This window comes from Treponema bryantii (assembly GCF_900113965.1).
Lineage (GTDB): Bacteria > Spirochaetota > Spirochaetia > Treponematales > Treponemataceae > Treponema_D > Treponema_D bryantii_A.
Genome location: NZ_FORI01000001.1, coordinates 404,505 through 429,322 on the forward strand (window position 1 = coordinate 404,505; position 24,818 = coordinate 429,322).

Here is a 24,818-nt window from a genome sequence, read left to right on the forward strand (position 1 = left end):
CAAAGGAGTTAGAATGTTTGGAAGAAAATTAAAAATATTATCGTTTAGTGTTTTGCTGCTATGTTTTTCTTCAAAGCTCTTTGCTCTGGAAGAATATGTCAGCGAAATTTACAAACAGATTGATACCTGTTTTTCTGCGAAGGATGATTCGAAGTTAAATACAATTCTGTCCAGAAATGTAAATGACAGATATTACTATTTGATGGAAAATTATACTCAGAAGAAAATCAGACGTTTGATTGTAAATAACGAATATGATTTTGCAATGGCTGCTACCCTTGTTGTTATTGAGAACAATCTTGATAACGAAGAAGCAGTTGAAATGTACAGTATGATTTCCGATGCCTATGAAATTCAGAAGAAGCATGAGGCAGAACTTGAACATCAGCGACAGCTTGAGCTTGCCCGCATTCAGATGGAAAAGGAAAAACAGAGAGGCAGCGTAGAAAAAGAATACGTTGCAGCCAGCCAGACTTCTACAGGTGCTGTATATGTTTCTGGAAAGGAAACAAATCTTACAAGTACAAACTGGAAGCTTAAGATAGGTATGGTTGATCTCCTTCATCTGTACGAAAAAGAAAGTGAAATTAGCACTATCCATTATGGTGTATGTCTGGACTTTAATTATAAATATACAATGGAAACCAAAAATGTCTTAGGATTAGACCTTTTTGCTGGAGCCCAGTTCCTTGCAATTGCTGATGAAGAAAAATTGGTTCCATTGCTTGCAGATGCAGAAGCTGCCGTAAAATATGCATTTGCAAAACTTTCCAAGAATATGTTTATAAGAGTTGGATTTAATGCTATTATTACAGGTAAGTCGGAATTAGCTATTGAAACAGATGGCGTTCTTAATAACTTCTATTCTCCATTTGTGGGAATTAAGTTTGAAGATATTCCGCTTGGTAATATGAGACTTGATTTTGCAGCCGACTGGCTGGCAGGTCACCTCTTTGTAAAAGATGTAAAGGCAGCTGCGGGAGCTGCATTAAATATTGCAATTCCGTTTGCTGAATTGGAAAAAGTTAAACTTAATCTTAATGTTGGATTAAGGGATAGATTCTTCCTTAAGAACGAGGGAATGGAAAATCGAGCTAGTCTGATATTGGCTCTTGGAGTGGAAAATGTTGTTAGGTAAGCTTAAAAGAATTGTCATTGCATTATTTGTGGTCTTCTTCACTGCCGAGGTTTTTGCGGCAACAACAGATTTAGCAGTTCGCTTTCTGGACAAGGCTAATGAGGCTTATGAAGATGGAAATGTTGAAGATGCGTATAAGTATGTAAATCAGGCACTCGCAGTTGCCAAGGATGAGGCTTCTCAGACAAATGTTCTGTACTTTGCCCAGACTGTTTACAAGCAGAAGTTAATTAATCTTCAGAATAAATATGATGATATGGCTCTTATTGATATCAAGATGAATCTTGAGAAGTATCCTAATATTGAGAATACAACAATCAAGAAACTTGTAAAGCAGATAGAGCAGGATCAGGAAAATAAGGAAAAAGCTGCACAGAAGGCAGAAACTGCAGCTCAGCGAAAGGTAGAGCAGGAGCGTTTTGAAGCTCAGCAGGAATCTATGGATGCTCAGGCAAAGGCAATGAAAGAACAGGCCGATGCAATGAAGGAGCAGGCTGAAGCTACAAAGCAGAGCCAGAAAGAGTTTAAGGATGCCCTTGAGTCTGGACTTAAAGACATGGGAAATACTTTTACAGACGCCTTCTCTGAAACTGCAAAAGAAACAAAGCGTTCTACACGCGTAATTGCTTTCTCAATAATTGGTATTGCAATCATTATCGTGTTCCTTGTTCTTCTGATTATGGTAATCATCAGAAAAGCTGCAAAGGCAAACATCATGCAGCAGGAACAGTATGCACAGGCATTCAAGCTTCTTGCTCAGAATCAGAGCCAGACAAACCGCATTATGCTTGGCGGTATTACAGATATCTATGGTGGAAATCCTTCTTTAAGAATTGCAGGATCTTCTACCTGGGCTCCAGCACAGGCACTTCCAGATGTAACCTTCTCTGAAGAGGATGAAGAAGAGCTTAAGCAGCTTGCTGTTAAGTGTGAAGAAATTGGTCAGCAGATTGATAATGTTACTGGCCGTAAGAATAACTCAAAGAACGTTTCCGAACTGGTTTACAAGCTTTCTATTCAGCTTGGACTTCCACAGGGAATGGCAATGCTCAACTTCTGTGCCGCTATGATTTACGACGCAGGATTCCTTGCAATTGACCCTGATCTTCTTGTTGCAACTCAGCTTACAGAAGAAGAAAAGCATGCTTTGAATGAGCACGTTAATCTTGCAGAAAAGCACCTTGAATTTGTTCCTAAGAAGTACTGGAGTGTATTTGAAGATGCTGCTACAAAGCATCACGAAAATATTGACGGTTCGGGATATCCTAATGGTATTTCTGGCGACGAGATTCCTCAGATTGCCCGCCTTATCCGTGTTGCAGAAACTTATGTTTCGCTTTCAAGTAAGCGTGCATACCGTGGTGCAATGGATAAAGAGACTGCTGTTAATACCCTTAAGGAACAGCCAGGCCTTTACGACCAGGAAGTCGTAGAAGCCCTCGACAAGATAGTATAAATATTTCACTATAAATTGCCGATAAAGAGAGTATGAAAAAATCATTTTTTGTACTCTCTTTGTTTTTTTTAACGGCCCTTGCATTTTCAGACGAGGTTAAGCCATTATACAGACTTCCGGAAAAGTCACCAGTGTCTTCACTGGACGGTGATTCGGAAACAGAAGTATTCCTCGTTGGGTCAGATAACGGATTATTCCGTGTTACTAACAGAAATTCTGCCATTCCATTGTGGACAGAAGGCCGCGTAGACCAGCTTTTAAGTGTAAATCTTCCTGATGATTCTGGTATTATACGTTCTTCATGGCTCATGCGTACTCAAAAGGGTATTTTCTATTCAAATGATCTTAAGAATTTTGAAGAACGTGATAATGGACTTCCATTCTTAACAATCAAAACATTCAAAGAAGGTCAAAAAACTCTCTCGCTGCAGATTCAGGAACTTAAAGATATATCTGTGAATCCGCTTAACAACAGCGAAGTAGTTACTGCTACTAAAGACAGCGTTTATTATAGTAATGATGCCGGAAAAACCTGGAAAGATCTTGGTTCAATGAGTAAGAATTCTCCGGGTGTAAAGGCAGTGGCTGTTGCAACTCTGGAAGGACAGAGTGTTGTGTTTATGGCACATCCTATTTTTGGTCTTTCTTATATTTATCCTGATAAAATTAAGGCTGGCTGGACAGATATTGATGCTGGTTTTGAAAAAATGCCTTCTCTTACATCATCAGATGAACTTGCAGACATTCTTCCTGTAGTGCGTACAAATGCAGACGGCTCAGTATATACAGAAATCTACATATCACAAACTTATATGCCTCGCATTTACCGTCTGAACTGGCAGGAAAAGAAGGGTGAACTCATTTACACAGGAGCAGAGCCTACTGATGTAACAGACGGACTTACTACAATCGACAATGTTCTTCTATATACAAGACTCGAAGGCTTTGGTGCTATTGATCTGGATAGTCTTCAGAGCCCTGGAACTCCGAGTCAGGAAAGAGACTGGCATGAAGCATTTTCTTCTGTACCGGGCATGATTAATACAGCCTGGATTCCTCAGTCTAGAAGCGGCTTTGCACACGGGCTTCAGTTGAACGAACTCTGGCTGCTTTATCCTGGAACTGTAAACTCTCCTTATGCTGAAATTGCAAACGGACGCAAGAGTATTTATGCTTCGGCATATCAGTGCAGTTTCCCTGAGGGCGTTGCAAAATTTAAGAAGGCTGTAAAAGACCGCAATATGAATTCCATCGTAATTGATATGAAGGATGACTACGGTTTCTTACGATATGACTCGCACGATCCTCTTGTTCTGGAAAAATGTTCTACATCTGGTTATGCAATCAAAGATCTTGATAAGTTCATTAAGGAATTTAAGGATGAAGGAATTTATCTGGTTGCTCGCATTGTAACATTCAAAGACCGTTCTCTTTCAAAATACAAAAATGGAAAATATGCTGTCTGGGACAAAAAGCTCAATAAGCCTTGGATGGGAATTAAGGGCTATGATGATGTTCTGGATGAAAACGGGGAATCAACCGGTAATAAGGAAACTGCATATTATGATGAGCAGTGGGTAGACCCATATTCAGAAGAAGTTTGGGAATATAATGTTGCAATTGCAAAAGAGCTTGTTGCCCGCGGCTTTGATGAAATTCAGTTTGACTATATTCGTTTCCCAACTGATGGTTTGAATCTTTATAATGCTCAGTACCGCTGGCAGGATAAGGGAATGGACAAGGAATCTGCTTTGATTTCGTTCCTCTCTTATGCTCGTGCAAATATTCAGGCTCCTATTGGAATTGATATTTATGGTGCAAACGGCTGGTACCGCAGTGGAACAAGAACCGGTCAGGATGCAGAAATGCTTGCTGAATATGTTGATGTAATTGGTCCAATGTTCTATCCAAGTCATTTTGAGCAGACCTTCTTAAACTACGCGCCGGTTGCAGACCGCACTTACCGCATTTACTACTATGGCTCCTTCCGAAATACTGTGCTTTGCCGTAACCGCGCAATTATTCGTCCGTGGGTTCAGTCTTTCTATCTGAATGTAAGTTACGACAGACTTTATTACGATTCTGATTATATTAAAAAGCAATTCTTTGGAGTTCGCGATTCTCTGGACCGCGGCTATATGTGCTGGAATAACTCCGGCGAATATGGAACAACTCCACCTGATATTGGCGAAACAGAAACCTTTATTGGAACTGCGGCAGAGGCGAGCAGGGAGTTCCGTAAACCTGCAATTGGTGATAAGATGAAGCCTCTTTATGTAGATTCGGATGTTTCGGTATTGGACAGTATTTTGTATCCTTACCGCGAGGAGGAAACAACTAGTTTCCGTCCATTCCTGAAGGTAATGCCGTAATCTCGTACTTAAACATAAAGAAAGGAAGAATATGACACCTAACCAGTACACTCCGGAAGAACCAATTTCATCTATAGCCACAGCCCTTGCGCCTGCTGCTTTGGGGATTGTGCGTGTTTCGGGAAAGGGGTGTATTGAGCTTGTGAGCAAGGTTTTTAGCAGACCAAAGGCGCTGCTTGAGGCGGCGGGGAATACCTTAGTTTACGGTTGGATACAAAGCCCGGTGGTTGCGGTCCCTGAGCCTGTCGAAGGGGTCGAAACTACCGGTGTCGAGGTCCCTGAGGGCGAGGTCTCAAAAATTGACGAGGTTATGCTCGCTGTTTACCGTGCTCCAAAATCGTTTACCGGCGAGGACATGGTCGAGATTTTCTGCCATGGTGGTCCTGCGGTTGTAACTGCAATTCAAAATCTTATGCTTAAAATCGGCTTCCGCCAGGCTAACCGTGGTGAATATACTTTCCGCGCTTTTATCAACGGAAAAACAGATCTTACAAAGGCAGAAGCTGTTAAAGAAATCATAGACTCTCATACTGATGCTTCCCGTTCACATGCAGCCGGCCGTCTTGCTGGCTCGCTATTTGCAGAAATCGATGACATTAAAAAGCTCATTATAGATACGCTCGCCGCTATTGAGGTTGAGATTGAGTACCCGGAGGATGAAGAGACTATTGCAGATTCTTTTGACCGGGAAGATATTGAAATGGCGGCTCGCCGGCTCCGCGCGCTCGCGGATTCGTGGCGCGGCGAAAAATTGTATCAGGATGGCGCGCGCGTAGTATTGGCGGGGCGCACCAACGCCGGAAAATCTTCTTTATTCAATGCAATTCTCAAAGAGGAGCGTGCAATAGTAAGCGACATTGAGGGAACGACCCGCGACTGGCTGGAAAGTTGGGCAAGCATAAACGGCATTCCCGTGCGCCTTTTCGATACAGCCGGCCTCCGCGAAACCAGCGACGTTATTGAAGCTCAGGGCGTAGAAATCAGCCGTAACCTCGTCCACGACGCAGATGTTGTTTTGTATCTTGTTGATGGAACTCAGGGCCTTAACGACGAAGATCGCCAGTTCATAGAAAACTGCCAGGAGCCTCTGATTCTTGTATTTACCAAGAGCGATAAGGCCGGGGGCACAACAGAAAAAGCTGGTCATGCTGAACTTGGTTCAGCATCTCAAGACAGACCCCGAAACAAGTTCGGGGTGACAGAAAACTCAATACATATCTCCTCAAAAACCGGCGCCGGCCTTTCCGATCTTTTTTCAAAAATTACCGCCATCCTCACCGCCGGTCTTTCAACCGAACGCACACAGGCAGGCCTTGGTTCTGCCCGTCAAAAAGAAGCCGTTTCCGCTGCCCTCGAAAGCGTTGAACACGCCCTCATCAGTGCCGACGACAACTACACCCTCGACGCCGTAGTTCAGGACCTCGAAGACGCCCTCGACTCCCTCGGCGAAGTAACCGGCGACGTAACCCCAGACGACGTTCTAGGCAGCATTTTTGCCAACTTCTGTGTAGGAAAATAAAGCCGACTGGCTAACCCGGATGGCCGACCCGGGCAATAAAAATTTGCAATCTAAAAATTCTGTGTTAAAATTATAGATAAGTAAAACGTTTTCTTAAAAATCTGTTTTTTTTCAAGCGTTTTACCGATAATTTTATTGTAGATGTCGGCAATTGCCGGAAAAGTTATACCAAATAAAAAGTTTTTACATCTCCCGACCAATCGCAGACTAATCTCAACAAAAAGTATTTTTTATTTCAGGATTTTGTATCATGAAAAAAAGTATCAGTTCATTCATTTTCGCCCTGGCAGCACTGTCTGTATTCTTTTTTAATTCTTGTGAAGTTGGATTAGGAAAATCTCCTGACCTGGAAGCCCCTGTTATTAAAATTACCAGTATGGAAAGTGGGGGAACTGTTGTAAATGGGTCTGAATTTGGCAGCGTAATCTATTGTAAACGTGATGCAGTATTTAAGGGAACTGCTACAGATAATGAGAGAGTACAATCTGTTTTTGTAGAAATTAAGTGGGATGGAGAAGAAAAATATACATATTTAACTGGTGCTACATTAAGAGATGATTCATGGATAGCAGATATAAATTTTGATAAAGAAGGTGTAGCAAGCTTAAAGTTCTCTGTAACAGATTATGCAGAAAATTATTCTACAAGATCTTCACAGGTAATTACTTTATTTATTGATGATACAGCTCCAGTAGGAAATACATGGTATATAGACAGAAAGGTAAACGGAATTCAGTATTCTTTAAGAGATCGTACATATCTTGAAGGATTAAATCTCGATGATTCTGAAAATAAAGATGCTGCCCAGAATGTTTCTTTCTCAATTCGTGGAAGCTTTAGTGATACTATGGGCATCAAGAATGTGTATATAGAATTATTTGATGAAGGCGGAAATAAACTTTGTAAGATTGATAAAACAGAAGACAGCGGATTATATGCTCCGGAATTCCTTGTGACTGCTTCGGATCTTTCTGCCCTCAATGATGATAAACATTATATTGAGGTACGTTATTCAGCCGAAGATGTTGTTACAGTACCTGAATCAAATAAAGTTGAACATGTAAAAATTCCAAGTGGCTGGTTCATCTGGTGGCCAGACAGCGATAAACCAAGAATTGTTCCTTCAACAGCTCCTGGTGAAGATAATATCCTTCATCTTAACATTAAAACAACATTGAGTTTGACGCTTTTTGATGATGACTGTCTTGATGAAGCATATTGTGCACTTTTAACTAATAGTGAATATACTGCTTTAAGTTCAAATTGGATTACGAATCCAGAGAGCATTTATAATGCAACAAACGATAATGATCGTAAGGGAAAGTTTGAGTCTGATTCCCATAATACAACAAGAGAAGTTGTAAAACCTTTAAAAGCTCCTGATACTCCAGATACAACAATGCATCTTGTGGCATATGCAAAAGATATTTCATATGCATTGGATGGAACAGAAAATCCTTCTGAAATAACAATTATTGATGTTCCGGTTCAGGTAACAGATATTTCAACACCTAAACTCTTTATCACATCTCCATCAAACAATTCAATTCCTACAATGGTAATGGCTGATAATAATAGTAAAGCCAATGTTACAATTACAGGTCAAACATTGGATACAACAGGTTGTGAGTTCCTTGAGTTTGTATGGGTACCGAATTCAATTACAAATAAATATGCTACTGCAAAGGAATGGCTTGATACTCTTACAACAAAAGAATCTCATAATGAGTTAGCTCAGTCTCCGACACGTACAAAAACATATAATGGAATGAAGCTATGGTCTGTTCCACTCACAATGGCTCCAGATGAAGGTTCGTTTAAGAAGCATACTTTCAGTTTTACAGTAGACTTGTTTAATGATTTTATTAAACCGGGTACAAGTGAAAATGAAAAAAAATATGATAAATATTTTCTTGTTAAACTTACGCGTCTTGATGGAAATTCAATTTATTCAGAATATACTCTTAAAAAAGATGATACTCCTCCAATAATAATTGCAGTTAATCCTTCTGGAGATATGCAGGCAGTTTCAAATGAAGGAGATTATACTCTTAAATTTTATGCTACAAAGGCAAGCGGATTACCAATTGATATTAATGAATACAAAATAGATAAAATTGAAGGTACAACAGCAATACCTGTGGAAGGCGCTGCTTATAACAATTCAACTGGTTATTATGAAGCAGTAATCTCAAATGCAGATTTAACAGCTATGTCTAGTAAAGGTGAAAAACCAAAATATCGTTTTACTGCGAAAGATGTTTTTGAGAAATCAAGTACGGCACAATATACTCTTATTGTAAGTTCGCTACCTTCTTTAATAAGTGTTTCGTCTACATCACCAGATAAGCTTGGAAAAGGAGACTCTGTAGATATAACAGTTGCTTTTAGTAAAGCAGTAAATCTTGTTGCAGCCGAAAAATCAGAGACAGATCCACATCTCTGGTTAAAGATAAAAGGTATTACAAATACAACCTGTACTCCAAATAAAACTTCTACTTCAGCTGAAAAAGCAAAGTATGTTAGTGGAGACGGTTCTACAACACTCCATTTTGAATATCAGATTGAAGATGGAGATTATACAAATACCAATGATGTTTTGAAATTATTTGCAGATGCTTCAAATATAGTGTTTGTAACAGACAATGATGCAGCAAGTGCATCATTTACAAGCGATAGAGTAATAATTGGTTCATTCACAAATGAATTTGATACAAAGAACATTAAGGTAGATGGCGTTTCTCCAAAAATTGCAAATAATGGAATTCAAATTGAGACTACAGGAACTACAGAAGAGATTGCTGCAATTACAAATAATGGAGTTAAATATTTACGCGAAGGAAAAACTCTTACAGTTAAAGTTACAATTACAGAACCTGTAACAGTACAGGGAAATCCAAAGTTTAAGCTTACTACTAGTGAAGGTGATGTAGAGTTAGATTATGCCGGCCAAACTGATACTGAAAGTAATACTACTATTACCTTTAGCAAGAGAATTGCATCCGATGATAAAAATGGAAGACTTTCATATAGTCCGGCAAGTTGTATTAGTGGAACAGCTTATATACTCGATTCTTACAATAATCCTTTGACGTTAAGTTCAGGTAATACGGTAACTACTTCATTCTACATAGATACTAAAAAACCTAAGGCTCCTAGTATAATGGATGAATCTGGTGCAACTGGTATTACATCAAATTATTATCAAACGTCATTAAAGTTTATTGTAGTAAAAGATCCGACTGATGCAACCATAAACAAAAGTCAGTATTCCACTAATGGGGGAAATAACTGGAGTGACTATTCTTCTGTACAGACATTAACCAAATCTGCACAGTTGACAGCTCAAAGTATAGATTATGCGGGAAATATTTCTGATCCTGCTCCTGTTTTAACTATAGATATTAAAAATGCATTCCCAAATTATACTTTTGAATGTATAACGCCAAACGGATATCTCAATGCAGGGGAAAAGATTCAGTTTAAGGTTTCTTTTGATGCAAAGGTAAAGAAAACCACAAATAATGCAAAAATATATCTTTCAAAAAAAGAGAATGAAGAAGTTATTTCAACAAATGCTTATGCAGAACTAAAATCAACAAATGCAGATCCAGAAGATCCAGACGGTTGGTTTACAACAGCAACTTTTGAATATACTGTAAAAAAAGAGGATCAGTTTACAATAAAAGTAAAGTCAGGTAATGCAGATAATGAAGGTCTTCATCTTGATGATATAAAGGATGAGTATGGATTTACAGGTTCTGGTTTAACAACTGACTATTCAACTAAAGTTGTTTGTGATGGTGTAATTCCGTACATAAAAAGCATGACTCCAGATGGAGAAACTGAATCTGGTAGTAATGTTTATAAAAATGGTAGAAAAATAACAATTGTATTTAATGAGCCGGTTCAAAAAGGAACTGGAAACATTACATTACGCCTGGTTAAAAAATGGGCAATCCCACCGGTAATAAAAGGAGATGATTTTAATACAATTTTGAACGCAATTCCTTCTTCATGGAGTGTTACTACAACAAAAAATAACGCAAGTATTACATTGAATGGAAAACAAGTTCTCTGCATGGATGAAGCAGAAGATGTTCAGGATTTACGAACCGGAATAAAATATGATAATGATTATTATCATGGCTCTGGACAATACATTGGCCCATATAAAAAATCTTCGTATGGAATAAAGAGTGATGGTTCTCCAAAAACTGATGAAGTTGCGTATGTGCTTGATGTAAATATGGGAATTTGGGAAACTTCAGATGCTCATTATTATGGAACAACTTATAAATCTAATGGTACAGCTACTGAGCCAGAAACACTTACTGCAGCAAATTCAACCAAGATTACTGCAGATAATATCAGAAATACTCTTGAGGCAGCAGGTTTTCATGAGCGTGTTCTCGATGTAACTGCAGAAGATTATGTAAAACCGAGTGAAACTATGGTAGATGGAAAAACGGTTAAAGATTATTCTACCTATATCATAGAATTCCCTAAAGGATTAATTGATGATGATGATGATTTACCAAACGGACGTGAATGGGAACTTGTAATAGAAAAGGGTGCTTTTGTAGATTATACAGGTAAGGAGTTTGGTTCAAAGTATAGTGATGAAGCTGCTACTACAACGACAAAAACACCAACAGATTCTATTATGAAAAATGATGGTAAATTAACAGATTCTCTTGGTACATGGGATTCAGCTTCAGCTGGACGAGGTCGTAGTACTGTAACAGGTACTGCAAAACCGGTTGTTCTTGTTAAAACAACAAATGATAAGAATTCTTTCTGGTCAGACAAGGTTGCAACTCCTGTAATTCGAATTGATCGATACAGTTATGGTGTTGGAGTTAAGCAGAGTGATGCTTCTGGAAACCTTACAACTAGTGCAATTACTTCTGATGATACTGCTGCTGTTTCAAAACCTACGGGTTATGTTCGTGTAAGAATTGATTGTGAAACAGATGACGTTACAATTGAATATGGAAAATCACTTGGAGCTGTTGATACAACACAACCTATAATAGCAGATACTGAATTAGCAAAAACTGTAATAACAGGATCAAAAGACAATAATAATGACGATTATAAAAAAAATGAAAAAGTTTACTCAGATGCAAGTTGTTGGAAATATAAAGAGAGTTCAAATATCCCTTGTTATTCCTATGTATCCACTACAGGACTTCCTGCAACAGCATTAGATAGCTTGAAATTGGGTTCATCATATACAAAGGATACTTTCTTTGCTGCAGGAAATGGAAAACATAATGAATCTTGTAAGGATTATATTGTAGCTCAGGCAAAGAAAACTGGCTTTACATCTTCTGACCTTGGTAAAGAATGTGCCTTCCAGACAGTTGTTCGTTTCTACCGACCATGGGGAAATACAAACGAAAATAATGTTCAGTATTCGGCAGGTTTATCTAATGGACATACAGATTTCTCTATTCGCGGAACAACTTATTGGGGTGGAGAGCCAACTATCGTACCATATCCACTTCGCGATAGTCGTCCAGGATCTTGTTATTTAAGACGATGTTATAGAGATATAGATACAACTAATGGTGTCTATGATTATTACTGGGTTAGTTATGAAATATTAGTTGAGTCATCTTACTCTGGTTATAACTGGATTGCTGGTAATTATTATGACTGGTGTCAGAATTGGGGCTATATGTATCCTGGTGAATTATCAATCTGTGTAAATATGAAGAGCTGGAACTAAGATGATAGGAGAAAAAGTTATGACAAAAATGATTAATAGATTTAGTAAGTTATTAAAATTCTCCACATTAGGACTTTTTACTCTTGTTACTTTATCAGCCTGTGAAATTGGTCTTGGAGAAGCTGTAGATCTTGAGCCTCCAGTAGTTAATCTTTTATCTCATAAGGATAATGATTCAGTTGCCCAGACTTTCCGTCTTTCTGGTACTGCCTCAGATAATGAAGGTGTAACAAAGCTTTCGATAGATTTTGAAGAAGCCGACTTACATTATTCTGTTGAACCTGGCCATAAATGGCAAAAGAAAACTGCCGGCACTGATTGGATAGAACTTTCAGATAGTAATGCATTGTGTTCAAATAAAGATGGAATCTGGACTTGGTTCGTAGACGTAAATACTGCCGAGGCAAGAAGTGGTATGGGATCAAATTATAGTCTGGAAATTTTAGTTACAGATGAAATGGGTAACTCTGGAAAGGAATCTAAAATAAACTGTACTTTGATAGTTGATGAAAAAATTCCTAATGTAAGTATTTATAAGCCGGACATCATTTCCTCTTATACAAAGGCTAAAGATACATTTGATTCATATGATCCAGATCCTGTAATTGGTATAAATGGTAATACCTTCTTAAATTTGTTAAATGGCGAAATAACTTTATATGGAAGACAGGAAGGATCTGCTTCATTTAAGGAGCTATTGATTGAATTAGATGACGGCATTACAGATGAAAGAATAATTTCTGATAATGTTCCGGTAATTAAAGATCCAACTACAGAAAAAATTGCTGCAGCCTATCCTTTAGGTAATGCAAACAAATATTATTCACGCACTTTATCTCGTAAAGGTTCGGAAGCAACAGATTTGCGAAACTGGCAGTTAACTATAATTCCGGAAGAATGGATAACTTCTTCACATCAGGAACTTACAACAGGGAAACATCTTGTCCGAATTATTTCAACAAGCATAAGTAGTTCAGATGCATGGGAACGAAAAGTAATTGGATACTTTGTATGGTGGCCAGAAGCTGATACTCCATGGATTGAAGCAAATAATGGCGGTTTAAATGATACTTCGCTTGCAGAAATATTCCCGTCATCTCCAATATCTGGACTTGCTTATGATGATGATGGAATTTCAAGTCTAACATATACAATCAAAAAGAAAGATGATAATAGTGGCGAATATTCAGTATTTAATGAATTAGCTAACAAGACAATTAAGCTTTCTGAAGATAAGGCAAAAACTTCAGCATGGTCTATTAATGCTCCAAACGATGAAGGTGTATACGAACTTAGCTTGAAAGTATCTGATTTGCATGGAAAATCTGCATCTATTCAGCGATATTTTAAGATAATGGATGTTAAGGCTCCAGATATCGTATTGAATTACAATGCTTCAGCCTTAGCTAATGCTAATGGAGATATAAATTTTTCAGGGACAGTTTCAGATGACGGTAGAATTGAATCATTAAAGATTATATTTTTGAATCCAGACGATTCCACTCCTGCAAATATGATTCGTTATGCTAATGGAAATGAACTATTCTGGGATTCAACAGATACTCCCGAAGATAATTACGGTAATAGGATTTTTACAATAACTCTTGGAAATCCAACTTATGACAATATTAAAAAGGTAAATACTTATACAGTAAATAAAGAGCTAAATCTATTTAATTCAAATGAATTAAATATTGGATTAGGAACTAATCAGAAGCATTTGCAGGAACTGAATTTTCTTGTTCGCGCGAAAGATAGTGGTGCAACGACAAAGGTAATCCAGATTTCTATTAATGGTGATGCACAGTCACCAGAATTATCTATTACATCAATTCAACAGTTTAAATCAAATGGAACTGCAAAAACAGGGGTGCTGAGTGAAGAGATTCCTAATTTAGCGGTTGTTGAAGCTGGTGATTATGTGATTCTGAAAGGAGAGATGGCAGACAACTCTATTAATGCATGGAATAATAGAAATCGAATCAGTGCAATTAATTTTAATTGGGGAAATGCTGTCTTTGAAATTCCTTCTTATACAAAAAAATCAAATGGAAAATACACTTGGGAATGTAGAGTAACTAATATACCTACCAGTTCAACGGCAATTACTGCTTCAATTACAGATTATGGGAATAATACAACTTCAGTTACTAAATCTGTATTTATTGAGACTACAAATGTTAGTCTTGAAAGAATAGGGGCAATTAATACAGACGGTAAATATTCAACGAGAACTGTAATAAAATTATTCCTTGAGTTTACTAAGGCTACAAATGTTACAGGAAATCCAACCTTATCATTGAATCTGGGACCTGATAAGAATAGAAAGACGGCAACTTTTGTTACCAGTACAAATAACACTGCACAACTTGAATTTGATTATACAGTTCAGGATGGGGATAATATTGAAAAGTTGGATGTAGAAGCAATAAATGGCGGTGTATGGAAAGACAATACTGTAACTGGAGCTGAAGCATTTACGCCTACAATGCCTACAGACTCAAAAAAATTGCTTGGTACTAGTCGTAACATAACAATAGATACGACTCCACCAAAAGTTAGTTCTATAAGCATGCTTTCTCCTAAAAATTCTTATAAAGCAGGTTCGACTTTATTACTTAGACTGGATTTTGAAGATAACTTTAGTAATAATTTGACTCTTACAAATGCAAATTCTATTGGTTTAAGTTTTGAAGGAATCTCCAATCCAAGTATTACAGCAAAAAAGAGTGGTTCTAGTGTTCTCTTTACATATACTGTAAAGGCTGGAGAGAATGCTAATCCTTTGGAGTTTGTTGAAAATTCTCTAACACATTCTGGAGTTTCAATAACAGATGAAGCAGGTAATTCGATTACAGATTCAAACTGGAATCTTGCAAAACAGAGTTTTTCAGGAATTATTATTGATAATACTCCTCCAGCAGCCCCTGTTATAACACCTGCATGGTCTGGGGATGATGTTATTGTTTCTTCAGATACCAGTTTTGTTATAACTGGAGAAAAAGAAGCAACTGTCGAATATTCCATAGACAATGGAGTTACATGGCAGTCGTATACAAATACTGAATCAGTTACAACTAAAACAATTAATATCAAAAATTCTGGTGTATATGAAATAAAGGCTAAGCAGACAGACAAGGCTGGAAATTCAGGTCCTGTATCTGCTGTAAAGAAAGTAACGGTAGACAAAGTTGAGATTTTCAAAAATATAACAGTAACAAATGCCGAAGCTACATATAAAACTGGTGATACAATTACAGGACAGATTAATTTTGGAAAAGCAGTGACTTTAGCAGTTGGTTCTACTGTATCTCTTAATGTAAAACGAAATGGCTCTGCTTTACAAGCAATTTCAATCGATAATCCTACAACAAAAGCAAGTTCTTTTACATTTACTTATACAGTCGGAGAAAAAGATACTATTGATACTACAGGCAATGCCGAAGGTTTGTTAAAAGTTATTGGCTGGTCTTTTGGCACAGATAATAAAGTGAATGTTGATTATGGAACAGAATCAGCACCAAATATAAAATCAGTTTCGGTACCATATAGTACTACAATTATTTCGGGAAAGAATATAAATGAAAGTAAAAAGATAAAGATACTTTCTGGATATCCAACATATCAAAGTTATGCTCTTTCAGCTGATAATCAGACTTTAACGATTACTTTCAATCGTGATATTTCAAAAATAAGCAGCACAAAAGAAATACGTCTCGAAATGACAGATACTTACAAGGCACCTACTGTATTTACAGAAACTCAGTATAGCAAGTTGCCGGCAACAATAAAGAATGCTACTTTCACAAAAGATGAAGTTTCAAAGAAATACTATACAGAAGGAATTAATGGTGCATATAAAGCAACTGATACGGCAACAACACTTACTCCAGATACAACTAAGAAATATATTCTTGATTTTGATATAGATGACACCGATGAAACATTAATAGGACTATTTAAAGCAAAAGATAAAGATAAGGTGATAGTACCTTTGTATTCAAGCAATATTACTGCTAGTAGAAATAAACTGACAGTAAAACTGACTGGTTCTTACGAAATTCCAGTTAAAGGTGCAACTTACAAACTTGTTATTCCATCTGGAATTGTACAGGATAATGTTCAGAATCAAAATCATGAAGGTACTACAGAAAGTCCAATACGTGAAATTTCTGGAATTGTTGCAAACGGGGTGGAGAAGCCTATAATACGAATTCAGAAAAAGGATCAGAAAATCTCCAGTACAGGCTCCGCAAAAGACGCAACTGTTGAAATGCCTTCTACTGCAAAAATGAAAATTACATGTCAAACTTCTGTAGCAGAAATTACATGGGTAAAGAAAGAAGAACCTTCTGCAGTAAAAACTATTAAGGATGCAAAGACTCATGGTAAATCAGATTTAACAACTGCGGATGTAACAATACCACCAACAACAGGCCTTACTGCCTATAATGCTGAACAAACCTTAGGTTCTACAATTTCAAACTATGCAGGTGCTACAGGACTTAAAATTGCTATTGTAGCAAAAGCAACTACATACACAGATGCTAATAAGCAAACCCAAAAGGCTCAAGAAACATCTTATGAATATGCTGCAAGAACTGTTTTGAAGTTTAATCTTTCAACAAAGCGCGTATATCAATATAATAATTACCAATGGAATTTAAATAATAATGATTATGATAGAGGCGGTGGTTATGCAACAGGTGTAACAACCAGTGAAGGATCAAAGGCACTGTACAATCTTCCTGTATGGGTTCAGGGAGGAGATTCTCCGGCTGGTGGAAATACAATAGCTGGTTTTCCACTGGCTTGGGACAAGCCTAGCACATTTAAACTCATGGCTTGTGATAATAGTTATCAAACTTATACTTATAATGATAACAATCATTCAGTAACTAGTACTGATAAAACTGCAGCAACTGGAAAAACAGCCTTTAGCGAAGATGGTTCTTGGCAAGAGGAACATACCTACTGGTACTGGGTAACATGGGATTTAAGTTCTGTATGTTATACTGGCTTGGCTGTTGGAGACGTGCCGTCAGATGCTTCAACCTTATATAAGGATGGACCTCAAGGTCCAAAGAACTGGTATGTAGCTGAATGTTCATGGGCTGCAATAAAACAAAATACTGCACTGTATCCAGGTGAAACACTTGTTTTATCTTTGGAGGACGTTGATAATACAGATGACAATAATAATACAAAAGGTGCTTACTTATTCCGTACAAAGAATTATGGACATCGCTAGTTTCTATTATTTGTATTAAAATAAAAAGAAGAACCTTGCCATTGGCAAGGTTCTTCTTTTTATACTTCAGCAGTTATATTCTTCTGTAATTCTAAAACTTTCTCGAGGGGTGCATTCATTTTTTCTGCAGCTAATTCTGGCTTTATATTGAATTCTTTTATAAGTATTAATGCGGCTTCGATGGCTTTTTGTTCCTGTCCATCTTTGAATGCTTCTTCTTTTTTTACTGCGATATCCATTTTGTAATTATATTTTGCACTAAGCATATTAATTACCTCCCTGGATTTGCGGTCCAGATTAAAGGTTTTGTAAAAGTAATTTACGTTTCGATATGTGTTTTCAGGAAGTTTTTGGGGAATATTCTTTAAAAAAGAAATGATTTTCAGTAAAATAAAGGTTAATTATAATTCAGGAGTTTATTATGTGCGGCATTGTCGGCTATGTTGGAAATAAAAATGCGACTTCGGTGTTAATCCGGGCGCTTAAAAAACTGGAATATCGCGGATACGATTCTGCAGGTATTGCGGTATATACTGGGGAAGAAATTGTTGTTCAGAAAGTAAAGGGAATGCTCAAAAATCTTTCTGAGAGAATTACCGGCGAGGTGATTCCGGAAGGGCTCAAGGGCAAAGAATATACTGACTACGAAAACAAGCTGGCTCTTAAGACTGATGATTTTATTAAGGGAAGCCTTGGAATTGGTCATACTCGCTGGGCTACTCACGGTGAGCCTAGTGATTTGAACAGCCATCCGCACACAAATATGGACGGCACAATCTCTATCGTTCATAACGGTATTATCGAAAACTATGCTGAGCTCAAGGCTAAGCTGCAGGCTCAGGGTGTTGTCTTTAAGTCTCAGACAGATACTGAAGTTGTTGTTCACCTTCTCGACCAGAAATATAAGGCAACTGGCGATATCTTTAAGGCTGTAATTGAAACTCTTCACGTGCTCGAAGGTTCTTATGCCCTCGGCGTAATCTGCAAGAACTATCCGGACCGTATTATTGCTGCCCGCAAGGAAAGCCCTCTTATCGTAGGTCTTGGTCAGGGCGAAAATTTTATTGCTTCTGATGTTCCTGCTATTCTTGAGCACACACGCGATGTTTACTATCTTGGTGAGCGCGAGCTTGCTGTTTTGTATAATGACCATGTTGACCTCTTTAACTTTGAAGGCGAGAAAATCATAAAGGAACCAAGCCATGTTGAATGGGATATGGACGCTGCTACTAAGGGCGGTTACGAGCACTTTATGATTAAGGAAATCCACGAGCAGCCTAAGGGCCTTACTGATACTATGCGCCCTCGTATTGTAAAGGATGATTCTGGAAAGCCGGTTGATGTTTTCTTTGAGGAAAACAAAATGGATGATGCCTGGAAGACTGCAGACCGCGTTGTAATTACTGCCTGCGGTACTGCTTACCATGCCGGCGTTGTTGCTAAATATGCTTTTGAAAAGATTGCCCGCATGAAGGTTGATGTTGATGTTGCTTCTGAGTTCCGCTACCGCGACCCTATTCTGGACAAAAAAGATATCTTCATTGTAATTTCTCAGTCTGGTGAAACTGCCGACACTTTGAGCGCTCTTCGCCTTGCTAAGGAAAACGGTCTTAAAGTTGTTGCAATTACTAACTGTGTTGGTTCAACTGTAAGCCGCGAGGCAGATGATGTTATTTACACTTTGGCTGGTCCAGAGATTGCGGTTGCTTCTACCAAGGCTTATACTACTCAGCTTTTGTGTCTTTACCTGCTTGCAATTAAGGCTGGTAAGCTGCGCGGTACTGTGAGTGAAGAAGAAGCAACAAAGCTTTTGACTGAGCTCGAAGGAATCCCTGCAAAGATTCAGCAGATTCTTGATGGGAAAGAAGTTATCCAGAAGTTCGCTTCTCAGCAGTTTAATAAAGATAAGATTTTCTATATCGGCCGTCAGTTTGACTCGGCAACTTCTCTGGAAAGTGCTTTGAAGCTTAAGGAAGTTTCATATATGCATTCCGAAGCTTTTGCTGCCGGAGAACTTAAACATGGTCCTATTGCCCTGATTGACCCACAGACTCTGGTTGTTGCAATTGCCAGCCAGCCTGCTTTGTACGATAAAATCGGTTCAAACATGGTAGAAGTAAAGAGCCGCGGTGCAACAGTGCTTGTTATTACTCAGGATGAAAAGGCTTTTGAAGGCAAAACAGATGAAGTATTTAAGATCCCTGAGTGCTCGGATACTCTTGCGTCTATTCTGACTGTAATTCCTGCTCAGCTTTTCGCTTACTACTGTGCAGTACAGCGCGGCTTTGACCCAGATAAACCAAGAAATCTGGCTAAGTCGGTAACTGTAGAATAAAATCGCTGAACCCAAAAAAAAACCAGTCGTAAGCGACTGGTTTTTTTTTGGGCCATCTTGGACTTGAACCAAGGACCAAAGGATTATGAGTCCTCTGCTCTAACCACTGAGCTAATGGCCCGGAATGAAAATAATATTATCAGAAAAATCGGGCTTAATCAAGATAACGGAAAATTACGAAAATCAACGAAAAAAAACATTGAAAACTTGGCGAGACGGTGTAATAATGAATAAATACGTAGTTAAAGGTTATACTAATGAGTGTTTATTCAAAAGAAGTCATTTCGGATTTAATTTTCGATAAGATTGATTCAATCATAATTGTTGATGCAAAGAAAAACAGCTATCACACAATTAAGAAGCACGGTGTTTTTGAAAATTTTCTCGACGAAGATGGTTCTTATAAAGATCTTATAGAAAAATTCTGGTTTCATCTTAATAATAGCACAACTAAAATTGCCGACGAGTATCAGGTTTTTGTTCCTATGATTGGGGAATTCAAAGGCAAATATGTAGACCGTATTACTATAAACTGCGACGGGGAAGTTCATCTTATTCAGATTTCAATTTATCCGCTTGATTTGGAATCTGGAAAATATCTTTTTATGCTTGATGAGCTTGATAACTGTGAATATCTTCGTGATTTCTACACAAACCGCAAGCTTGATACAATTGAGAGTTCTTTCCTTTTCTCAATGTATGTTGATTTAATCAAAGACATTTCTTACAGCATTAATATTACTGAGCTTACAAATAATCCTGCAAATTATGATGTTAAATATTCAGCCTGGCGCCAGATGATTGTAAATATGATCTGGCCGGATGATCAGAAGCTGTTCCTGGAACGAACGGACCCTGAATATCTTAAAAAGAATCTTGCACCGGGCCGTACAACTTCTTTTGACTGCCAGATGAAGAACCTTGAAGGCCTTTATATCTGGGTAAAACTGATTTTCAGCCGAACTGAGACTACAAACAAAGAAGATTTCAGATTTGTGTTTATGGTTCAGGATATTCATGATAATTCGCTTAAGCTGTTCGATACTCTTAAACGTTATGAAGAGCTTGCTTCCCGAGATCCGCTCACTTCAATTTACAACCACGGACGAATCGAGACTGAAATTATTAATGCAATCGACACCTTTAAGGATAAGGGAACTCCGGTTTCGTTTATGATGCTGGATATTGACTACTTTAAGAAGGTAAATGATAAGTTTGGTCACTCTGTAGGTGATATTGTTCTTAAGCAGTTTGTAAAGGTAATCAATGAGTTTATTGAGCCTTATAATTTTACGCTTGGACGCTGGGGTGGCGAAGAGTTTGTCTGTGTCTGCTATGATATGAAGCTGGAAGAGGTGACAAAGCTTGCAGATGAGCTTAGAGAAAAGATTTCTAAGACTGAGTTTAAGAAGGTGATTAAGCTTACCTGCAGTATTGGTTTGACTGATGTAAAAGAAGGCGATACTGCACAGATTATTTTTGACCGCGTAGACCATGCGATGTATGAAGCAAAAACTGGCGGTCGAAACCGAATTATAACTAATTGACATTACCCCTTCATTTAACAATAATATAGAATATTAAGGCAAAGACGCCGTAGATATAATTCTGCTTGAGGCAGGAGTATGTCTACGGCGTTTTTTTTGCTATGTCATCCTCCGGCTTGACCGGAGGAACTATTCGAGGTCTAAAATGGGTTTTCGCGATGAATGTGGTGTTGTAGGTATTTATGGGGCAGAGAATGCAGCTGCCCTTTCTTATTTTGCTTTGACAAGTTTGCAACACCGCGGGCAGGAGAGTGCGGGAATTGCGGTAAGCGATGGAAATAAAATTAAGCTTCGCAAGGATATGGGGCTTGTAAGTGATGTTTTTAAGCAGGGCCATTTTGAGACTCTGAATGGAAACATTGCTGTTGGTCATGTTCGTTATGCAACTGCAGGCGGACGTACAATTGATAATGCCCAGCCATTTATGAACTCTTTTAAGAATGGTTCGATTGCTCTGGCTCATAACGGTCAGCTTGTGAATCACACTAAGCTTCGTGAGATGCTCGAAGATCATGGAAGCACCTTTTCCAGCTCAAGTGACAGTGAAGTAATCTTAAAGTTGATTGTTCGTAAATATATTGAAAACGGCGGTCACCTTGGAACACCAAATGAAGAAGAAAACAACTCGGAATTAAATCAGCAGAGATTTGTTGAGGCTGTTGTACAGACTGCAAAGTTGATCAGTGGTTCTTTTGCGCTCTGCATTATGACTGAAAATATGCTGATTGGCGTGAGAGATCCTAATGGAATTCGCCCTTTGTGTATTGGTGGTTTCGATACACCTGCTTCGCAGGCACTCAACCACCGTGACGGCGGACAGTTCATTCTTACGTCTGAGAGTTGTGCGATTGACTCGGTGAACGGAAGGTTTGTGCGCGATGTTGAACCTGGCGAGATTGTGGTGATTAATAAGGATGGCCTGCGCTCGATAAAATATGCCGAGGACAAAAAACGTACCTGCATTTTTGAGTATGTTTATTTTGCACGTCCGGATTCAGTGATTGACGGAATTTCGGTTCAGGAGGCACGCTACCGCATGGGAGAAGTGCTGGCCGAAGAGTCTCCGGTGGATGCCGATGTTGTAATTGGTGTTCCGGACAGTGGACTTGGTGCTGCTCAGGGCTATGCGAGAGCCAGCGGAGTTCCTTACGGTATGGGAATCATTAAAAACAAATATATCGGACGAACCTTTATTGCGCCTACTCAGAAAGAGCGTGAGAATATGGTATTTGTAAAGCTGAATGCTATTCGCAGCGACCTTGAGGGTAAACGCGTTATTGTAATTGATGATTCGATTGTGCGCGGTACTACGAGCCGCCGCCTTGTTCAGATTCTCCGCCGCGCCGGTGCGAAAGAAGTTCATTTCCGCGTTTCGTCTCCACAGGTAAAGTTTCCTTGCCACTTGGGAATTGATACTCCAAGTAAGAATGAACTGATTTCAAGCAATCATGAGCTTGAGGAAATCAGAAAGGAGATTGGTGCGGACTCTCTGGCATTTATCAGTCTTGAAGGAATGAAAAAAGCCTTTGGTGCGGATTCGTTCTGTAAGGGATGTTTTAACGGGGAATATCCGGTATAAAGTGAATACGGTGGTTGAGCTTGTCGAAACTACCGTAAAACTTTGTATGGGTTGCCTTCTGCGGTGATTTCGACCCTTCGACCAGGCTCAGGGACCGCAGACTCAACCACCGTATGTATCATCCATATCTCTTTATAATCTCGTCGGCGATGGCGGTACGTTTCATGCTGCGGTCCATGGCGTCTTTTTCGATAAAGCGGTGGGCTTCCTGCTCTGTCATGCTCATGTTCTGCATCAAAAGCATTTTTGCGCGGTTTACAAGTTTGATTTCTTCCATCTTTACTTTGAGCTTTGTTGTCTGACTTGAAAGTACCTGTACCTTGTATTGAACGGCGATGGCTGCCTTAATCATATTGTAAAAATAGAACTGGTCAAAAGGATTTGAGATTGTGATGATGCCGTAGCCTTCTACACGGTAACTTACTTCTTCAAAAAGGGCCGGCGGTGTAAGCAAAAGGATTGTGCTCAGATTTTCGGAAGCATCAATTGCAAAATCTGCTCCTTCACCATCAGAATAATCAACTAAAATGATGTTATAGACACGTTCAGAAACTCTGCGGCGCGCTTCGTTGAAATCGGTGAGAATATCGGTTTCGAAGAGCGGCGGCATAAGCATTACGCTTATTGTTTGAGAAAGCTTTGTATCTTTTGTAACAACTAAAACGCTGTGTGTGTCTTCTGTCATTTTTAGAATCCGAGAGCGTCCTTGATGAATGAGCTTTGTTCAGCGATTTCTCTGGCAGAATCCAGGGTGTCTGGTAAAGACTTAAGGCGCAGGTCTCTGAGTGGAGTTGAAGGCCCGTGGCTCTTATCAAACAGGTTTTCTGTGATTGGCTCTGGTGGTTCCAGATTATTTTTAATTCCGTCCAGTGCTGCGTGAATCAAAAGTGTGAATACGAGGTAAACGTTGCATTCGCTGTCTGGAGTGCGGATTTCTATACGGCTTGCGTCTGCATTTGTTGTTGCCGGTACGCGGATAAATGCGGAACGGTTTTCGTGGCCCCAGGCAATGTAGCAAGGAGCTTTGCAGGAACCGAGGCGGTCGTATGAGGCTTCGGTGCAGTTCATATAGTAGGTGAGTTCTTCTGCATGTTTTAAGATGCCGGCAAGAACGTTACGTTTTTTAGTATTGTCTGAGCATGAAATGTTGATGTGGAAACCGCTTCCGGCTTTGTCTGCGAGTGGCTTTGGTGAGAAGTCTGCATAAAGGCCAGCGCTTGCGGCTCTTGTGCGTACAATCCACTTGAAGGTTGCGGCGTTGTCGGCTGCTGTGAGGGCGTCTGAATAGCGGAAGTCAATTTCGTTCTGGCCCGGGCCTTCTTCGTGATGGCTTGCTTCTGGCTGAATACCCATCTGCTCGAGTGTAAAACAGATTTCACGGCGGATATTTTCTCCCTTATCTTCCGGGGCAATATCCATATAACTTGCGTTATCAAAAGGAATCTTTGTTGGTTCGCCTTTTTCATCGAGCTTGAAGAGGTAGAATTCAATCTCGGTACCAAAGCTGAAGTCAACGTTGAATTCAGCTTTAGCTTTTTTTACTGCGTTTGCAAGGAGTGTGCGGCAGTCTTTTTTATATGGAGTTCCATCCGGATGTGAAATAGTACAGAACATTCGCACAACTTTTCCGGTGTTTGGACGCCAGGGAAGAATGGAAATGGTTCTTGGATCTGGATGAAGGAATAAATCTGATTTTTCTGGTGTTTCAAAACCATATATGGCGGACGCATCAAAGCTTACTCCGTTTTCAAAAGCGCTCTGAAGCTGTGTTGCCATTATCGAAATGTTTTTCTGAACACCGCGTAAATCAAAAAAAGCAAGACGAACGAATTTTACGTCTTCTTCCTCTACATATTCTAAAACTTCACTCTGTGAATACATTTT

Annotated in this window: 12 protein-coding genes and 1 tRNA gene; 9 read left to right on the forward strand and 4 right to left on the reverse strand. The window is 38.9% G+C overall.

Features of this window, described 5'->3' with window-relative positions; all coding sequences use genetic code 11:
* Positions 1-13: 13 nt before the first annotated feature.
* From BM161_RS01795 to BM161_RS01820, 6 genes are all read left to right on the forward strand, one after another.
* Positions 14-1,138, forward strand: coding sequence for a hypothetical protein (locus BM161_RS01795; RefSeq protein WP_074929944.1), 1,125 nt, complete (start codon positions 14-16; stop codon positions 1,136-1,138).
* Positions 1,125-2,594 (forward strand): HD-GYP domain-containing protein, encoded by a 1,470-nt coding sequence (locus BM161_RS01800; protein ID WP_074929945.1) that lies wholly within the window; start codon positions 1,125-1,127, stop codon positions 2,592-2,594. The genes BM161_RS01795 and BM161_RS01800 overlap by 14 nt, the downstream gene beginning before the upstream one ends.
* A 32-nt stretch (positions 2,595-2,626) precedes the next feature.
* On the forward strand, positions 2,627-4,966 hold the full coding sequence (locus tag BM161_RS01805; RefSeq protein WP_074929946.1) for a putative glycoside hydrolase: 2,340 nt from the start codon (positions 2,627-2,629) through the stop codon (positions 4,964-4,966).
* A gap of 31 nt (positions 4,967-4,997) precedes the next feature.
* On the forward strand, positions 4,998-6,485 hold the full coding sequence (gene mnmE, locus BM161_RS01810) for a tRNA uridine-5-carboxymethylaminomethyl(34) synthesis GTPase MnmE (RefSeq protein ID WP_074929947.1): 1,488 nt from the start codon (positions 4,998-5,000) through the stop codon (positions 6,483-6,485).
* Between the two features lie 250 nt (positions 6,486-6,735).
* Positions 6,736-12,222: a hypothetical protein gene (locus tag BM161_RS01815; protein ID WP_074929948.1), complete on the forward strand. Its 5,487-nt coding sequence runs from the start codon at positions 6,736-6,738 to the stop codon at positions 12,220-12,222.
* A gap of 19 nt (positions 12,223-12,241) precedes the next feature.
* The gene (locus tag BM161_RS01820) at positions 12,242-17,473 is read left to right on the forward strand and encodes a hypothetical protein (RefSeq protein WP_074929949.1); all 5,232 of its coding nucleotides are present in this window, start codon (positions 12,242-12,244) and stop codon (positions 17,471-17,473) included.
* 59 nt (positions 17,474-17,532) lie between these two features.
* Here BM161_RS01820 and BM161_RS01825 read toward each other — a convergent pair whose 3' ends face one another.
* Entirely contained in the window at positions 17,533-17,712 is a 180-nt protein-coding gene (locus BM161_RS01825; protein WP_143090477.1) for a hypothetical protein, read from the reverse strand.
* Positions 17,713-17,894: 182 nt separating this feature from the next.
* On the opposite strand from BM161_RS01825, the gene glmS reads away from it, so the two are divergent.
* Entirely contained in the window at positions 17,895-19,808 is a 1,914-nt protein-coding gene (gene glmS / locus BM161_RS01830; RefSeq protein ID WP_074929951.1) for a glutamine--fructose-6-phosphate transaminase (isomerizing), read from the forward strand.
* Positions 19,809-19,856: 48 nt separating this feature from the next.
* On the opposite strand, the gene BM161_RS01835 is transcribed toward glmS, so the two are convergent.
* Positions 19,857-19,929 (reverse strand) — tRNA-Ile (locus BM161_RS01835).
* A 136-nt stretch (positions 19,930-20,065) separates the two neighbouring features.
* Between BM161_RS01835 and BM161_RS01840 the strand changes: the two genes are divergently transcribed.
* Together BM161_RS01840 and purF are read left to right on the forward strand one after the other, a co-directional pair.
* Positions 20,066-21,355, forward strand: a complete 1,290-nt coding sequence (locus tag BM161_RS01840) for a GGDEF domain-containing protein (protein WP_074929952.1) — start codon at positions 20,066-20,068, stop codon at positions 21,353-21,355.
* Positions 21,356-21,500: 145 nt separating this feature from the next.
* Positions 21,501-22,934: an amidophosphoribosyltransferase gene (purF, locus tag BM161_RS01845; protein WP_074929953.1), complete on the forward strand. Its 1,434-nt coding sequence runs from the start codon at positions 21,501-21,503 to the stop codon at positions 22,932-22,934.
* A 118-nt stretch (positions 22,935-23,052) separates the two neighbouring features.
* On the opposite strand, the gene BM161_RS01850 is transcribed toward purF, so the two are convergent.
* Both BM161_RS01850 and BM161_RS01855 read right to left on the reverse strand, forming a co-directional pair.
* Complete coding sequence (locus BM161_RS01850; protein ID WP_074929954.1) at positions 23,053-23,619, reverse strand: ANTAR domain-containing response regulator; 567 nt, start codon at positions 23,617-23,619, stop codon at positions 23,053-23,055.
* A gap of 2 nt (positions 23,620-23,621) precedes the next feature.
* On the reverse strand, positions 23,622-24,815 hold the full coding sequence (locus tag BM161_RS01855) for a glutamine synthetase family protein (protein ID WP_074929955.1): 1,194 nt from the start codon (positions 24,813-24,815) through the stop codon (positions 23,622-23,624).
* Positions 24,816-24,818 lie beyond the last annotated feature (3 nt).

What these genes read in the sequence shown, in the direction of transcription:
- BM161_RS01795 (WP_074929944.1), top strand. Translation starts at nt 14, where the DNA reads ATGTTTGGAAGAAAATTAAAAATATTATCGTTTAGTGTTTTGCTGCTA.
- BM161_RS01800 (WP_074929945.1), top strand. Translation starts at nt 1,125, where the DNA reads ATGTTGTTAGGTAAGCTTAAAAGAATTGTCATTGCATTATTTGTGGTC.
- BM161_RS01805 (WP_074929946.1), top strand. Translation starts at nt 2,627, where the DNA reads ATGAAAAAATCATTTTTTGTACTCTCTTTGTTTTTTTTAACGGCCCTT.
- mnmE (WP_074929947.1), top strand. Translation starts at nt 4,998, where the DNA reads ATGACACCTAACCAGTACACTCCGGAAGAACCAATTTCATCTATAGCC.
- BM161_RS01815 (WP_074929948.1), top strand. Translation starts at nt 6,736, where the DNA reads ATGAAAAAAAGTATCAGTTCATTCATTTTCGCCCTGGCAGCACTGTCT.
- BM161_RS01820 (WP_074929949.1), top strand. Translation starts at nt 12,242, where the DNA reads ATGACAAAAATGATTAATAGATTTAGTAAGTTATTAAAATTCTCCACA.
- BM161_RS01825 (WP_143090477.1), bottom strand. Translation starts at nt 17,712, where the DNA reads ATGGATATCGCAGTAAAAAAAGAAGAAGCATTCAAAGATGGACAGGAA.
- glmS (WP_074929951.1), top strand. Translation starts at nt 17,895, where the DNA reads ATGTGCGGCATTGTCGGCTATGTTGGAAATAAAAATGCGACTTCGGTG.
- BM161_RS01840 (WP_074929952.1), top strand. Translation starts at nt 20,066, where the DNA reads ATGAGTGTTTATTCAAAAGAAGTCATTTCGGATTTAATTTTCGATAAG.
- purF (WP_074929953.1), top strand. Translation starts at nt 21,501, where the DNA reads ATGGGTTTTCGCGATGAATGTGGTGTTGTAGGTATTTATGGGGCAGAG.
- BM161_RS01850 (WP_074929954.1), bottom strand. Translation starts at nt 23,619, where the DNA reads ATGACAGAAGACACACACAGCGTTTTAGTTGTTACAAAAGATACAAAG.
- BM161_RS01855 (WP_074929955.1), bottom strand. Translation starts at nt 24,815, where the DNA reads ATGTATTCACAGAGTGAAGTTTTAGAATATGTAGAGGAAGAAGACGTA.